Genomic DNA, 14,593 nt, shown 5'->3' on the forward strand with positions numbered 1-14,593 from the left:
TTCAGCTTTCATCCGGCAATTCGATGCGGAAATGTGCGCCGCCCGGGCCCGCCACCAATTGCACCTCGCCATTGTGCGCCAGCACGTACTCGCGCACGATCGACAGGCCGATGCCATTGCCGTGGCGCGCACCTTGCGGCTGGTTCAGGCCCTGGTAGAAGGGATCGAAAATCCGCGCCGCATCGGTCGCCGCCACGCCCGGTCCCTGGTCGATGCAATCGAGCCGCACGCGGCCGGCATGTCCCGACAGCACGAAACGGATGGTGCCGCCGCGCGGACTGAAGCGCACCGCGTTCGACAGCAGGTTGGCCAGCACGATGGCGAACTTGTCCGGATCCAGCACCGCCGTACGCGCACCGCCCTCGACTTCAACCTTGAGGTCGCGCGCCACCCATTGCAAGCGCTGGTCATCGATCACCTTATATAGAAGCGCGCGCAAATCCACCGGCAGGCGGTTGATGTGCTGGGCATCGAAGGCCACTTCGTTATAGCGCAGCAGATCCTCGATCTGGGTCTGCAGCGCCTGCGTGTTCTGCCGCAGGATGCGCGAAATCTCGCGCTGGCTGTCGGTCAGCTTGCCGGCCACTTCATCATCGAGCAGCGCCGCGCCTTCGCACAAGGCCGCCAGCGGCGTCTTCAATTCATGCGAAACATGGCGCAGGAAGCGCGACTTCTCCGCCTCCAGGTCGGCCAGCCGTTGCCGCAGCCAGTCCAGCTGCTGGCCCAGGCGGCGCAAGTCGGCCGGCCCCTTGACCACGATCGGCTGGTCGAAACGGTTTTCGCCGAGGCGGCTGATCGCCAGCTCGATGCGCGCCAGCGGCCGCGACAGCCACAGCCCGAACCAGAACGCCAGCAGTACCGCCAGCACGATGGCGCCGATCACCTGGAAGCTCAGCATCTTGCGCTGCTGCTCGAGGTCGTTGGACAAGGTATTGTTGCGACGCTCGACTTCGCGTTTGCTTTCCAGCGCCAGTTGTTCGTTGAGCGCCGGCAGATGGGCAAAGGCCTGGAACAGCGCACGCTGGTCAGGCTTGCGCGCCTCGACCTTGCGCGCCGCCTGCTTGCGCTTCCCAGCCGCTGCCGGTGCAGGATCGACGGCCGTCGCAGGCGCCTGGTCCGCCTGCAATACCGTCCACGCCGCTTCGCCGTAGCTATTCCAGGAATTGAATGTTTCGGCCGGCGCCTGCGGCAGCGCTTCCTGCAATTCGGCCAGCGCGGCCTTGGCTTGTTGCCATGCCTCGGCGTAACGATCGCGGAAAGCCGGATCGTCCAGCACCAGGTACTGGCGCGCGCTGCGCTCCATCGCAACGGTACGTTCGGCCAGCCGCTGCGCCTGCTCGGTCAGGCGCACAGCCTGGCCGGCGGTCTCGCGGCTGTGGACGGACATGCGCTCCAGCGTGAACAAGGCATGCACCGAGGTACCGCTGAGCAGCGCGGCGATCAACAGGAACGCCGCCAGCAGCAGCTGACGAAATGACAATCCCGGCAACATCACTGGCCGGGCGGCTGAGGAACGAGATACCGGCTGTTGTAAGGCAGCTTGCTTGAGCATGAATCTTTCTCGCTAGGGTGGAGCATCATTGTAAACAACGCCGAGGCGGGAGTAGAAAAGTATCTTATAACTTCTAGAAAATACTTTAAACCGCCACCTATGCACAATCCCCGCGAAATGCCTCCCGCCAGCAGCTCCGGCGGTTCCCGTATATCATGACCGCAGCTCCGGCCCGCCGCGCTGCACCCCTGTTTCCTGCGATTCAACAGCAGCCATGCGCACCGGCCGGCCGCCACATCGTCCCTGCCACTACTCCGCATCGCAATGGAACCTCCGAAGTCCAAGACCCCTGCTGCCCACCCCGTCGTCATCGCCGGTGAAGGCTTGCCCGCCGACAAACGCGCCATCGCCGTCATCACGCTGCTCATCGCGGTCGGCCTGGCCACGCTCGACACCGCCATCGCCAACACCGCGCTGCCGGTCATGGCGCGCGATCTCAACGCCACCCCCGCCGCCTCGGTCTGGATCGTCACCGCCTACCAGCTGGCCATGATGGTGTCGCTGCTGCCGCTGGCAGCACTGGGCGAAATCGTCGGCTATCGCCGCATCTATATCGCCGGTCTGGCGCTGTTCACGGCTGCCTCGCTGCTGTGCGCCGTGGCCTGGTCGCTACCCGCGCTCACCGTCGCGCGCTTCCTGCAGGGCCTGGGCGGCGCCGGCATCATGAGCGTCAATACCGCGCTGATCCGCTACATCTACCCGACCCGCTCGCTCGGCCGCGGCGTCGGCATCAACACGCTCATCGTCGCCATCTCGTTTACCGTCGGCCCCAGCGTCGCCTCCGGCATCCTGGCGATCGCGCCGTGGCCATGGCTGTTCGCGGTGAACGTCCCGCTCGGCATCGTCGGCCTGCTGATGGCGATACCGTCGCTGCCGTACACGCCGAAGTCCTCTCACCATTTCGACATCAAGAGCGCGCTGCTCAACGCCGCCGCCTTCGGCCTGCTGATCATGGCCATCGGCGAAGGCGCGCATCAGGCGGCGCCCGCCGTGGTCGCGCTGGAGTTCGTAGCCGCGCTGGTGTGCGGCTATCTGCTGATGCGCCGCGAAGCCTCGCACCCGGCGCCGATGCTGCCGGTCGACTTGTTCCGCCGGCCGATGTTCTCGCTGTCGGCCATTACGGCGGTGTGTTCGTTCGCTGCGCAAGGGCTGGCGTTCGTGTCGCTGCCGTTCTTCTTCCATCACGACCTCGGCCGCTCGCAAGTTGAAATCGGATTGCTGATGACGCCATGGCCGGTCGCCGTTGCCATCATGGCGCCGATCGCCGGACGCATGTCGGATCACTATCCGGCCGGCATCCTCGGCGGCTTCGGCCTGGCGCTGCTGTGTGTCGGCCTGATGCTGATGACGCTGATGCCGGCGGCGCCGAGCGTGTTCGAGATTTCCTGGCGCATGTTCGTCTGCGGCATGGGCTTCGGCTTCTTCCAGTCGCCCAATCTGAAAGCCCTGATGACCAGCGCGCCGCCCAATCGCAGCGGCGGCGCCAGCGGCATCGTCGCCACCGCGCGGCTGTTCGGCCAGAGCATCGGCGCGGCGCTGGTGGCGCTATGTTTCAGCCTGTCGGAACTGCACGGCTCACGCATCGCGCTCGGACTCGGCGCCGGCTTTGCAGGCGCCGCCTGCCTCGCCAGCTTCCTGCGTCTGCTGACCACCAATCCTTACGCGCCGCCGGCGCCGAAATAAGTCCACTTCAAGTCCACTTCAAGTCCGCTTCAAGTCCGCATTCTTCTTGCAAAACGATCCGTACCGCATCGGTGCGGATCGTCTGCAACGACCCGTTTTTTTTCTTTTTTCAAGCCTCGCGCAGTACAAATACAACAGCCACATTCCGAGCAGGTTCTGCTACGATGGGACATGCAATCGCTAAGCGTGGATCCTCGCAAGTCCAGCACCCACGCAAGTTTCAGAGCAGCAACATGGAGAGCGTACCCCATCCGCAGAGATGAGATGCCCTAACAATAAGCGTCCACGGAGGACCGGCAGTGTTGAAGCGTATTGCACCCGATCAGTTGCGTCTTGGCATGTATGTCCAGGAGATTCCAGGCCCGTGGATGAATCATCCATTCTGGCGGGGTTCCTTCAAGCTGGAGAAGTACGAAGACCTCAAGACGCTGCGTTCCGCCAAGATCGAACAAATCCTGATCGATACCAGCAAGGGCCGTGACATCGTCATGGAAGACGAGCCCAAAGCGGCCGCGCCCGTCGCCGCCGAATCAACTCCGGAAGCTGCTGCCGATGCTGCAGCAATCGACATACCCGCCGAACCCACCCGCTCAAGGCCAGCCAAAATCGTCGTTCAGGTCGGCGCCGAACAGGAACGCGTGCAAGCCGCGCGCGTCCTGACCGCGTCCAGGAAGGCCATCATGACGATGTTCAACGAGACCCGCATGGGCAAGGCGCTGGACGTACGCCAGGCGATGCCGGTGGTGCAGGAAATCACCGCTTCGGTAGCGCGCAACTCCGGCGCGCTGATCAGCCTGGCGCGCCTGAAGACCGCCGACGACTACACCTACATGCATTCGGTGGCGGTGTGTGCGCTGATGATCGCGCTCGGCCACCAGCTCGGGCTGTCACCGGAAGAAACACGCCAGGCCGGCATCGCCGGGCTGCTGCACGACATCGGCAAGATGGCAGTGCCTGCGGACATCCTCAACAAACCCGGCAAGCTCACCGACGACGAATTCACCTCCGTCAAGAAACACGCGCAAGCCGGCCATGCCATCCTGCGCGGCGTCGACGGCATCGGCGACGCCGCACTCGATGTCTCGCTGCATCATCACGAGAAGATCGACGGCAGCGGCTACCCGTTCAACCTCAAGGGCAATCAGATTTCCATGGTGGCGAAAATGGGCGCGGTGTGCGACGTCTACGACGCCATCACGTCCAACCGCCCCTACAAGCCGGGCTGGGAGCCGGGCCATTCGGTCAAGCGCATGGCCAGCAACCAGGGCCATTTCGACGAGACCATCCTCGAGGCATTCATCAAGAGCGTGGGGATTTTTCCGACCGGCTCCTGCGTGGTGATGCACTCGGGCAAGGTCGGCATTGTGATCGACCAACATCCGGGATCGCTACTCACGCCGAAGGTGAAAGTGTTTTTCTCGGCGCTGACGATGGCGCCGCTGCCGATCGAGATCATCGACCTGGCTACCACCCGCAGCGGCGACAAGATCGCCTCGCATGCGGATCCGGCCAAACTGCACCTGCCCAATCTGGAAACGATCTGGGCGTCGACGGTAATTACTTGAACTTGGGCACTTAAACTTGAGCAAGCGGCACTGATGACACGCCGCCGCCGGCGCGTTATCAGCCGTTCTCAGTCACGGACGGCGAAGGCGCCGGTCTCGGCCAACTCTTCCAGCAGCGCCACCGTGGCGCAACCCGACACGTCATAAGGATTGAGCACGCCGGTGCTGGAATATTTCAGCAACAGCGAACGGTTGACCTTGTCCAGCCGCACCTTGCCCATGGTCCACGACGAATAGCGGCGCACGCCGATTTCCTCGTAGCACAGCAGAATCACGTCCTTGTGGCGCGGGTCCTGCAACAGGCGCGCGTACAGCTGGTTGACCTGCTCGCGGCCGCCTTCCAGGGCCTGCACGAACACGTCTTCGCTGTGGCACAGCACGCCGGTGATGCCTTTGGCGGGATTGTGGCCGCGCGCCGTCGCCAGGATGGCGTCGACCTGTTCCTGGGAAATCGGCGTACAGGCGCGGCTTGCATAGATCAGACGAACCAGCATGATGGTTACCCCTTCCGGATGAGTGCGAGGAATTCGCGGCGCAGGTTGGCGTCGCGCAGGAACGAGCCGCGCATGACGCTGTTGATCATCTTCGACTCGGTGTCCTTGACGCCGCGCCAGTGCATGCAGAAGTGATCGGCTTCCATCACGATCGCCAGGCCGTCCGGCTGCAGCTTTTCCATCAGCAGGCCGGCCACTTGCGACACGGCTTCTTCCTGGATCTGCGGACGGCTCATGATCCACTCGATCAGGCGCGCATATTTGGACAGGCCGATCAGGTTGGAATGTTCATTCGGCATCACGCCGACCCAGACCTTGCCCATGATCGGACACAGGTGATGCGAGCAGGCGCTGCGCACCGTGATCGGCCCGACGATCATCAGTTCGTTGAGGCGTTCGATATTGGGGAATTCCGTCACCGGCGGCGCCGGCCGGTAGCGTCCGTGGAACACTTCCTGCAGATACATCTTGGCCACGCGCTTGGCGGTGTCCTGGGTATTGTGGTCGCTCTCGACATCGATCACCAGGCTCTCGAGCACGCCCGCCAGCTTGGCCTGCACTTCAGCCTGCAAGGCATCGAGCTCGCCCTCTTCAATGAAGGCGGAGATATTGTCGTTGGCGTGAAAACGGACGCCGGCAGCCTTGATGCGCGCACGGATGCGCGTCGACACCAGTTCGTCGTGCAGGCTTGGTCGTGGTTGGTCTGTTGCCATTGTGGAATTGCGCGGGAAGGCGCAGTGCGAATGAAATTGTCGACATTATGCCCCGAAACGACGCTTTCATATGCGAGCCGTGGCGCGGTCATCCGGTATTGGGCCGGCGCGGCCGAAGAATCGTTTTACCTGAATCATCGTCTTACCTGAATCCTCGGCGCAACCTCAGAACGTCTCCCAATCGCCGTCGCCGGACGGTAATGGCGGCGCTGCCCTGCCGGAACCATAGGCCAGCGCCGGCTTCCCTGCAGGCGCAGGAGCTGGCACCGCCCGTGCCGCAACACGTGCTGCCGGCGCGGCCGGCGTCCCTAGCCGTGGCGCATCGTGCGCGTTGAGGCGGAACACCCCCACCACCCGCGCCAGGTTGGCCGACTGATCCTGCAGCGATTGCGCGGCGGCGGCGGCCTGCTCGACCAGCGCGGCGTTCTGTTGCGTGACCTCGTCCATTTGCGTAATGGCCTGGTTGACTTGCCCGATACCCGAGCTTTGTTCCTGGCTGGCGAAGCTGATCTCGCCGACGATGTCGCTCACGCGCCTGACGCTGGCGACCACCTCGTCCATGGTGCCGCCGGCCTGGGCGACCAGTTTGCTGCCGATGTCGACCTTCTCGACGGAGTCGTCGATGAGCGCCTTGATTTCCTTGGCGGCGGTGGCCGAGCGCTGCGCCAGACTGCGCACCTCGGAGGCGACTACCGCAAAACCGCGCCCTTGTTCGCCGGCGCGCGCCGCTTCCACCGCTGCGTTCAGGGCAAGGATATTGGTCTGGAACGCGATGCCGTCGATGACGCTGATGATATCGACGATCTTCTTCGACGAGTCGCTGATCGATCCCATCGTCGTCACCACCTGCGCTACCACCGAACCGCTATGCGTGGCGACGTCGGACGCCGTGGCGGCGAGCTGGTTGGCCTGGCGCGCATTCTCGGCGTTTTGTTTGACGGTGGCGGTGAGCTGCTCCATCGTCGCCGCGGTTTCTTCGAGCGAACCGGCCTGCTGCTCGGTGCGCGACGACAGGTCGAGATTGCCGGTGGCGATTTCGGACGAGGCGGTGGCGATGGTGTCGGCGCCGGTGCGCACTTCCGACACGATGGTGGTGAGGCTGCCGTTCATGTCGCGGAGCGCCATCAGCAACTGGCCGATTTCATCCTGCGAGTTCACCTCGACATGGCTGCTCAGGTCGCCGGCGGCGACGCTCCGCGCCACTTGCACCGCATGATTGACGGGGCGCGTGATCGAGCGCGTGATCCAGAATGCAAAACCGCAGGCCAGCAGTACGGCCGCCGTCGCCATGACCAGCATGATGACGGTCTTGCCGTGATAGAGATCGCTGGCCTCGGCGCTGCTCTTGGCCATGACGATGGAACCGCCCTTGATAAAGCCTTTGACGCGGTTGATGTAGTTCTGCTGGTCGTTGCGCAAGGACGTCAGCAGCAGCTGCGACGCATCCATGGTGGCGCCGGTGGCGGCCAGCTTGAGGAATTCCCTCTGGCCTTTTTCATAGGTTGCGCGCAGGGCCGAGATTTCGCCGTAGGACTTGCGTCCCATGTCGCTCGACAGCATCTGCTGGAGCGTCGCGAGACTGGCGTTGATGCCTTTTTCGCCGTCTTCGATGCGCTGGATTTCCTTGAGCAAGGCTTCATGATCGTCGATCAGCAGGATGTTGCGCATCGCGATGGCGTTGTCGCTGATCTGCAGCACGATGTCATTGGCCACCACCACTTGCGGATAGCGATTCTTGACGATCAATTGCGTGCCGTCATGCAAGGCGCCCAGGCTCTGGATGCCGAGGCCTGTGATGCCGATCAGCAGCAATACCACGAGGCCGAACGCAAGGCCGAGCCGCGTTCCGAGTTTCAGTTTCTTCATTTTTTCATGCTCCCCTGGAACGCATTTCGTCAACCGGCGCGCGTGCCCGTTGATGAAATGCGTCCTGAACAAACCGGCGCCGGGATGTCGGTCGGCGCCGGTTCGTACTACAACGATATGTGCGGCTTAGAACGAGTGATGCATGCCCACTGTCGTGACCAGCTGGGTGTCGCTGCCGGACACGCCGGTAGCGCCGCCGGCGCCGGTGCCGTTCATGACCGCAAAGCGCGCGCTGCCGCCGGCGCGTTGATAGGCCGCCTGCACGTAGAACTCGGTGCGCTTGGAGAACGCATGCACGTGGCTCAGGCTGAAGGTATTCCAGCGTGCGCTTTCCAGCTTGGACAAGCCGTAGCCGAAGTTGAGCGTGTCAGCCGTTGCATAGCGCCAGGCTGCGCCGAGGTCGAAGTTCTTCTGCTTCGGCGTGACGCCGGTTGGCAGCGAGATCTTGACCTGGGTGTAGTCGGCGTTCAGGCGCACCGGACCAATGGTGTAGCCGACGCCTGCAGCGGTGGTGCTCAGGCTGCTGAACACCGTCGCGGCGGTGCCCAGGCCCAGGCTCTGCAGGAACGCGCCGCCGTAGCCGGCTGCACGGTTGTTGAGCTTCGAATACGCCAGTGCGGCGCGCAACGGGCCGTTGGTGTAAGTGGCGCCGGTGCTGACGTTGCGGCCGTTGTTGCTGTCGCCGGCAACTTCGCCGAAACCGTACATGCCGCTCAACTGCAAGCCCGAGAAGGTCGGCGAGGTGTAGCGCACGGCATTGTCGAATTGGTAGGTGTTGGCCAGGCTGTCCAGGTTACCCGGGTGGAACAGGTACCAGTTGGTCAGCTGATAGCCGTTGGACAGCTTGCCCACGTAGTCGAACACGATGTCGGGCATGTGGCCCATGGTCACCGCCCCGAAGTCGCCGGACAGGCCGATCGTGCTGTAGCGGTTGAACAGTTTGCCGGCCGTCGGCTGGGCGCCGCTGTCGGTATAGAAACCGCTTTCCAACTGGAAATTGGCCTTCAGGTTGCCGCCCAGATCTTCGGTGCCGCGAAACCCGATACGGTCCGGTTGCATGGTGCCCTGATCCAGACGCGCGACCGATCCGCCGCCAAGATTGCTGATATATGCCACGCCGGCGTCCAGACTACCGTAGATCGTCACGTTGCTCTGGGCGAATGCGCTTGCCGCGAAGCCGGTGGCGGCGACGGCAAAGAGTACCTTCTTCATGAAAAACTCCCCTTCAATTAAGCACGGCTGACGCCGCGTTCACTGCTCTCATCTGCCCCGCGCACATAAGAGGTGAATCTTTTACCTGGACCGTCGGGCTCAACGTCGGACGATTTGTTTCACCCATGAATCAACGTTCCACAAAAATGTTCAGGCTCAAAAAAATGCCCGGCGCTTGCGCGGGCATTTCTCAGCACTACACAGAGGTTTCGAGAAAGTATCGATAGCAAGGCGCGTCAACGCAGACAGTGCGAATGCACGGCAAGTTGGCGCAACGCGGCTAGCGATGCTTTATCGGAAGCTCCTTATAAATCCAGCACCAGGCGGCGTCCCTTGCAGCCGGACACACACACCATCATCATCTTGTTCGAGGCCTTCTCCGCCTTGCTCAGCACGCCGTCGCGATGTTCCGGTTCGCCTTCGAGGACCTTGGTTTCGCAAGCGCCGCAGACGCCTTCGCGGCAGCTGTGCTCGACGTCGAGACCGGCATCAAGCAGCGCATCGAGCAGGGATTTTCCGGCCGGCACCGTGACCGATTTCTTGCTGCGCGCCAGCTCGGCGACGTATTCGTCGCCCTGCACGGCCGCGACATTTTCCGCCGCGGCGAAACGTTCGATGTGCACGTTGGGCAAATCCAGTTCGGCGCAGATTGCTTCAAAGGCGTTCAGCATCGGCGTCGGGCCGCAGCAGTAGAAATGTGCGTCCTTCGGCTTGCTCGCCAGGAAAGCGCGCAGGTCCGGCGGCGCGCCTTTCTCGGCATCGAAATGGCTGCTCACGCCCGGCTGCTGCAACAGCTCGCCGGCGAAGGCCGCTTCCGCACGCGAACGCGCGCAGTACAGCAGCTCGGCCGACTTGCCCTTGCCGCGCAGGTAATTGAGCATGCAAGAGATCGGCGTGATGCCGATGCCGCCGGCGACCAGCACCGAATGCGTGGCGCTCTCGTCGACCGGGAAGTTGTTGCGCGGCGCCGAGATCGTCAGCGTCGCGCCGACGCGCAACTGCTCATGCACGTAGCGCGAGCCGCCGCGGCTGTTGCGATCGTTGAGCACGCCGACCACATAGCGATGACGCTCGGCCGGCGAATTCAACAGCGAATAGCTGCGCACGACGCCGTTGCCCAGGTGCAGGTCGACGTGCGAACCGGCTTCGAAGGCCGGCAGTTCCGCACCTTCGGGCGACATCAGCTCGACGCTGACGATGCCCTGCGCTTCAAAGCGCATGGCCTGGACACGGACGGAAAGAAGAGAGCTGCTCATAAGAAATCCAAATCAGGAAACTGCTTGCTGCAAATCGATATCGAGCCGTGCAAATGCGTCGATCTCGACCGTCAATTCCGGAAACACCAGGCCGCTGACTTCCACCAGCGTCGAACACGGGAAGGGACATGGCTGCGGCACCGCGAAGAAATCGCGGCGCGCACGACCGACTTCATCCTTGTCGGCGATATCCTTCACGTAAATCACCAGCTTGTAGATGCTGCCGAGCGTACCGCCGGCAACCTCCACCAGATCACGCACCTTGCCCAGCACCACCAGGGTCTGCTCGTAGGTCGACAAAACACTATTGCGCGAAGCCGGATGCGCGGTCATGCCCGACATGGCGATCTCATTGCCGATCACCAGGCAGTTGGACCAGGTCGCGGTGGCCAGCTCGGCCACCTTGCCGGTCTTGATGTGACGAACCGCGGTCATCTGCTTACTCATCTGCTCACGCTGCCTTCGCCGGTTTGTTTTCCTGCGCCGCCGCTTCCTTCTCCAGCTGTTCCTTGGCGAGCTTGCGCATGTGGCGGCGCAGGCGGACGATGCCCATGTCGTGCTGGTACAGCATTTCGCGCTGGTTGGCGTCCGGTTCCATCACTTCGAGCACCGCGCGGTCCTGTTCCAGCACGTTCCAGTGGCGCGCTTCCAGGCGGTTGCGATAGAGGAAACGCCAGGTGTCCTTTTGCCAGCCGGTCAGCTTGCGGCAACGCCAGTGGAAGACCGCCGCGATGTTGTCGACGATCGGCGTGTAGCTGCCGACGATGACGAAGCTGCCGCCGGGACCACCGGTCTTCGGATACGGGATCGCCAGGCGCATCCAGTGCAAATCCGTGTCGGCCCATTCGGTCCAGTCGAAGTTGACGTCGCGCTGGCCTTCTTTTTCAAACACGAAACCGATGTCGGTTTCACGGATGCCGAACGAGGCGGTGTTGTCGCCTTCGGCCATCGAGTGCGATTGCTTGTGCAGGAAGGTGCCGTGCATCGGATCCATGACGTTGTCCAGCACGTAGCGATAGTCGCCCTTCCATTCGGTGTAGCACAGGAAGTTGGAGTACTCCGGGCTGGTCAGTTCTTCCGGCAAGCGCAACGGCGGCGGTTCGGCGATGTCGCTACTGGCGTTGAACAGGAAGATCGCGCCGCAGGCTTCGGTGACGTGATACGAACGGGTGGCCTTTGCGCCTTCCAGTTTGCAGCCCGGGCTGCCCGGCACGCTCATCACGACGCCGTCGAAACGCACCTGTACGCCGTGGTAGCCGCAGGCGATGCGGTCGCCCATGGCGATGCCCATGGACAGCGGGGCGCCGCGGTGCGGACAGTGATCTTCCAGCGCGTGCAGGGCGCCGTTGGCTTCACGCCAGAGCACGAACTTCTTGCCCAGGCGGCGCAGCGACACCGGACGCTCGGCGACGAATTCGGAAGGGCAGATGGGGTACCACAAGTCTTTCAATCCAACGGCGAGGACCGCGTCGACCGGATCATTGGCTGTCGTTCTCATTGACTATTCTCCTGAGGGTAGGGGCCGCCGGCTTAAGCCGCCAGGCGTGCAATCTCTTCTTGATAATTTTCTTCGGTCCAGACGCCGTTGTTGTACGGACAGCCGGGACCGGTGCGATTGAGATGCGCGACCAGCGCCGCCAGCTCGGTAATGCCGGCGCCGTAGGCACGCTCGATGGAATCGCCCAGCAGATCTTCGTACTGGGTCGGCGCACGACGGCGCGCCTGATGGGGATTGAGATAAACCTCTGTGACGGTTGCAACCATTATTGGCCTCCATTCTTGACGCGCTCGCGGATACGCTCACGCACGGGTACAAAATCGTAAGTCGGGTAGCATTCCGTGCGGAACACGCCCCAGGCGGAGCGTTCCAGCTCCACGTTCACCAGCGGCAGCAAAGCCGGCGGCAGTTCCAGCGTGACGATCTGGCCCAGGCCCATGGCCACGGTCCACGACACCACGCGCGTGCCTTCGACGGGAAAGCGATCCCACCAGCCGACCTTCTTCATGTGCGCCTGGATGTCTTCCAGGTTCTTGGACTGGTCGTGCCTGAGCAGCACGGTCAGCAGCATCAGATCTGATTTGGCGTCGTTCATTACTCAGCCCCTCAGACCGTTTCTGCTTCAAGCGGCACCGACCAGGCGTCGTAGCCATAGACCCAATCCGCGTTGCCGCCTTCGCGCAACCAGTTGTTGCCGCGCGAACCGATCTGGATCTTGCTGGTGCGCTCCAGGCGCAGTTCTTCGTAGGTGTGTAGCGCGTCGGCGATGCCATCGACGGTCGCCACCTTTTCCAGGCAGCGCGCCAGCACCACGGCGTCTTCAATCGCCATGCCGGCGCCTTGCGCCATGAACGGCATCATCGGATGGCTGGCGTCGCCCAGCAGCGTCAGGCGGCCCTTGGACCACTGCGGCAGTGGATCGCGTTCGTATAAAGCGGTCTTCAATACTTCGTCGCAGGCGTCCAGCAGCGCGGTGGCGTCGGGGTGGAAACCGGCATAGCTGTCGCGCAGTTCCTGCACGCTGCCCGGCGTGGTCCACGATTCGAGATGCCAGGTTTCTTGCGCGGTGGTGGCGAAGATGAAGATGTCCTTGCCGCAGTTGAGCGGGAAGGTGACGATCTGGCTCTCCGGATTCGGTCCCCACCATTTGGTGAAGGCTTGCAGGTTCGGCACCTGCGCCACGCTGTCGGCCGGGATCACGGCGCGGAAGGCGACCACGCCGGTGAAGCGCGGGCTTTCCTTGCCGAACATGGCGCTGCGCACGGCGGAGTGGATGCCGTCGCCGCCGATCAGCAGGTCGACCTTGTCGGTGCTGCCGTCGGTGAAGTTCAGCGTGACGCCCTGCGTATCCTGCGTGATGGCTTCGGCGCGTTTGGCGAACTGCACGCGCTCGGCCGGGAATACTTCGGCCAGTGCGGCCAGCAAATCGGCGCGATGAATGGTCAGTTGCGGCGCGCCGTACTTCTTCTCGGCGGTATCGCCCATTTCCAGGCGCGAGGTTTCTTCGCCGGTGTTCCAGGTGCGGCTGATGCGATGCGTCGGACGCGCGGCGGTGCGGCGCACTGCTGCGCCGATGCCGAGACCGTCGAGCGCCCGCACCGCATTCGGCGTCAGGTTGATGTCGGCGCCGACGCGCAGGAACTGTTTCGACTGCTCGTACACCACCACGTCGTGGCCGGCGCGATGCAGCGCGATAGCGGCGGTCAGGCCGCCGATGCCCGCGCCGAGGATGCCGATTTTGAAAGAAGACATATCACTTGCTCCGATTACTTGTGGGTCGGTTGACGGTCGGTCAGGAATTTTCCTGTCGGCCCCTGCGCATTCTTTTGACGGCGCGTATTGCCGTCGATACCGCCGTCGATGGCCCATTCGGCGAACACGGTCGGACCCGGTTCGAAATCGCGCGGCTCCCAGTCGGCGTCGAGCTGGTCTTCATCGGCGTAGTACTCGATCAGGCCGCCGGCGGGGTTCTTGAAGTACCAGAAATACGCCGACGAGATCGGATGACGGCCCGGGCCCAGTTGCGTGTCCCAACCCTTGCGCGACATGTGCATGCCGCCGCCGAAGACTTCGTGGATATCGCGCACGGTGAAGGCGACATGGTTCAGCCCCGAACGCGCTTCCGGCGGTTGTAGCAGGAAGATGTCGTGGTGGCCGCCGACGTCGGCGCAGCGCAGGAAAGCACCGCGTTCCGGATAGCGGTCGGACGGCACGAAGCCGAAGTTCTCGCAGTAGAATTTTTCGCAGGCCCTGACGTCCTTGACGAAGAACACCACGTGGCCGACTTCGATCGGCGAGGCGTGGTCATAGACCGGGCTGCGCTGGTTGATGCGGTTCTTTTCGTTCCAGGTGTTCATGGTGGCGCACTCGACCTTGACCTCGCGCTTTTGCGAAACCTGGAAGCGCACGGCGAGGCCGTTCGGATCGGTGCAGCCGACGCGCTTGCCGTCGTTGAGGTAGCCCGGCAAGTCCTTGATGCGTTCCGCAAACTTCGGCAGCACCTCGGCGGACGATACGCCCCACACCACTTCACGCAGCGTCGGACCGGCTTCGATGGCCGGCGGCAAGGCCGGATCGGCGCTGCTGCGTACGACCACGCGGCAACCGTTCTGCGATTCGAACACCAGCGCGTCGGCGCTCTCCTGCGCCAACGTCATGCCCCAGTCGAGGAAGAACTGGCGGCAGGTCGGCAGATCGTCCGCGCCGTACGTAATTTCGTCGATACCCAATACATCCATTTGTTGCTCCTTGTTG

The 14,593-nt window shown here is 63.1% G+C and carries 14 protein-coding genes; 2 read left to right on the forward strand and 12 right to left on the reverse strand.

Going from position 1 to position 14,593, the window contains the following annotated elements; all coding sequences use genetic code 11:
* Nucleotide 1: 1 nt before the first annotated feature.
* Nucleotides 2–1,492 (reverse strand): HAMP domain-containing sensor histidine kinase, encoded by a 1,491-nt coding sequence (locus tag F506_RS19540; RefSeq protein WP_053200182.1) that lies wholly within the window; start codon nt 1,490–1,492, stop codon nt 2–4.
* 324 nt (nt 1,493–1,816) lie between these two features.
* Between F506_RS19540 and F506_RS19545 the strand changes: the two genes are divergently transcribed.
* Together F506_RS19545 and F506_RS19550 are read left to right on the forward strand one after the other, a co-directional pair.
* Nucleotides 1,817–3,235 (forward strand): MFS transporter, encoded by a 1,419-nt coding sequence (locus tag F506_RS19545; protein ID WP_053200184.1) that lies wholly within the window; start codon nt 1,817–1,819, stop codon nt 3,233–3,235.
* A 299-nt stretch (nt 3,236–3,534) separates the two neighbouring features.
* Nucleotides 3,535–4,800, forward strand: a complete 1,266-nt coding sequence (locus F506_RS19550; protein WP_053200186.1) for an HD-GYP domain-containing protein — start codon at nt 3,535–3,537, stop codon at nt 4,798–4,800.
* Nucleotides 4,801–4,868: 68 nt separating this feature from the next.
* Here the strand turns inward: F506_RS19550 and F506_RS19555 are convergent, their stop codons facing one another.
* The 11 genes from F506_RS19555 to F506_RS19605 form a co-directional block, all read right to left on the reverse strand.
* Entirely contained in the window at nt 4,869–5,294 is a 426-nt protein-coding gene (locus F506_RS19555) for a BLUF domain-containing protein (protein WP_053200189.1), read from the reverse strand.
* A 5-nt stretch (nt 5,295–5,299) separates the two neighbouring features.
* Entirely contained in the window at nt 5,300–6,007 is a 708-nt protein-coding gene (gene folE, locus F506_RS19560) for a GTP cyclohydrolase I (RefSeq protein ID WP_053200190.1), read from the reverse strand.
* A 165-nt stretch (nt 6,008–6,172) separates the two neighbouring features.
* Nucleotides 6,173–7,873 (reverse strand): methyl-accepting chemotaxis protein, encoded by a 1,701-nt coding sequence (locus F506_RS19565; protein WP_053200192.1) that lies wholly within the window; start codon nt 7,871–7,873, stop codon nt 6,173–6,175.
* A gap of 126 nt (nt 7,874–7,999) precedes the next feature.
* On the reverse strand, nt 8,000–9,085 hold the full coding sequence (locus F506_RS19570; RefSeq protein WP_053200194.1) for a porin: 1,086 nt from the start codon (nt 9,083–9,085) through the stop codon (nt 8,000–8,002).
* Between the two features lie 305 nt (nt 9,086–9,390).
* Nucleotides 9,391–10,341, reverse strand: a complete 951-nt coding sequence (locus F506_RS19575; protein WP_053200196.1) for a PDR/VanB family oxidoreductase — start codon at nt 10,339–10,341, stop codon at nt 9,391–9,393.
* A 12-nt stretch (nt 10,342–10,353) separates the two neighbouring features.
* Nucleotides 10,354–10,776: a RidA family protein gene (locus F506_RS19580; protein ID WP_053201804.1), complete on the reverse strand. Its 423-nt coding sequence runs from the start codon at nt 10,774–10,776 to the stop codon at nt 10,354–10,356.
* Between the two features lie 16 nt (nt 10,777–10,792).
* Complete coding sequence (locus F506_RS19585) at nt 10,793–11,839, reverse strand: aromatic ring-hydroxylating oxygenase subunit alpha (RefSeq protein WP_053200198.1); 1,047 nt, start codon at nt 11,837–11,839, stop codon at nt 10,793–10,795.
* A gap of 32 nt (nt 11,840–11,871) precedes the next feature.
* On the reverse strand, nt 11,872–12,105 hold the full coding sequence (locus F506_RS19590) for a recombinase-like helix-turn-helix domain-containing protein (protein WP_053200201.1): 234 nt from the start codon (nt 12,103–12,105) through the stop codon (nt 11,872–11,874).
* Nucleotides 12,105–12,434, reverse strand: a complete 330-nt coding sequence (locus tag F506_RS19595) for a hypothetical protein (protein ID WP_053200203.1) — start codon at nt 12,432–12,434, stop codon at nt 12,105–12,107. Before F506_RS19595 ends, F506_RS19590 begins: the two co-directional genes overlap by 1 nt.
* A gap of 11 nt (nt 12,435–12,445) precedes the next feature.
* On the reverse strand, nt 12,446–13,591 hold the full coding sequence (locus tag F506_RS19600; RefSeq protein WP_053200204.1) for an FAD-dependent monooxygenase: 1,146 nt from the start codon (nt 13,589–13,591) through the stop codon (nt 12,446–12,448).
* Nucleotides 13,592–13,605: 14 nt separating this feature from the next.
* On the reverse strand, nt 13,606–14,577 hold the full coding sequence (locus F506_RS19605) for a VOC family protein (RefSeq protein WP_053201805.1): 972 nt from the start codon (nt 14,575–14,577) through the stop codon (nt 13,606–13,608).
* Nucleotides 14,578–14,593: the final 16 nt, after the last annotated feature.

The organism is Herbaspirillum hiltneri N3 (genome assembly GCF_001267925.1).
GTDB lineage: Bacteria > Pseudomonadota > Gammaproteobacteria > Burkholderiales > Burkholderiaceae_D > Herbaspirillum > Herbaspirillum hiltneri.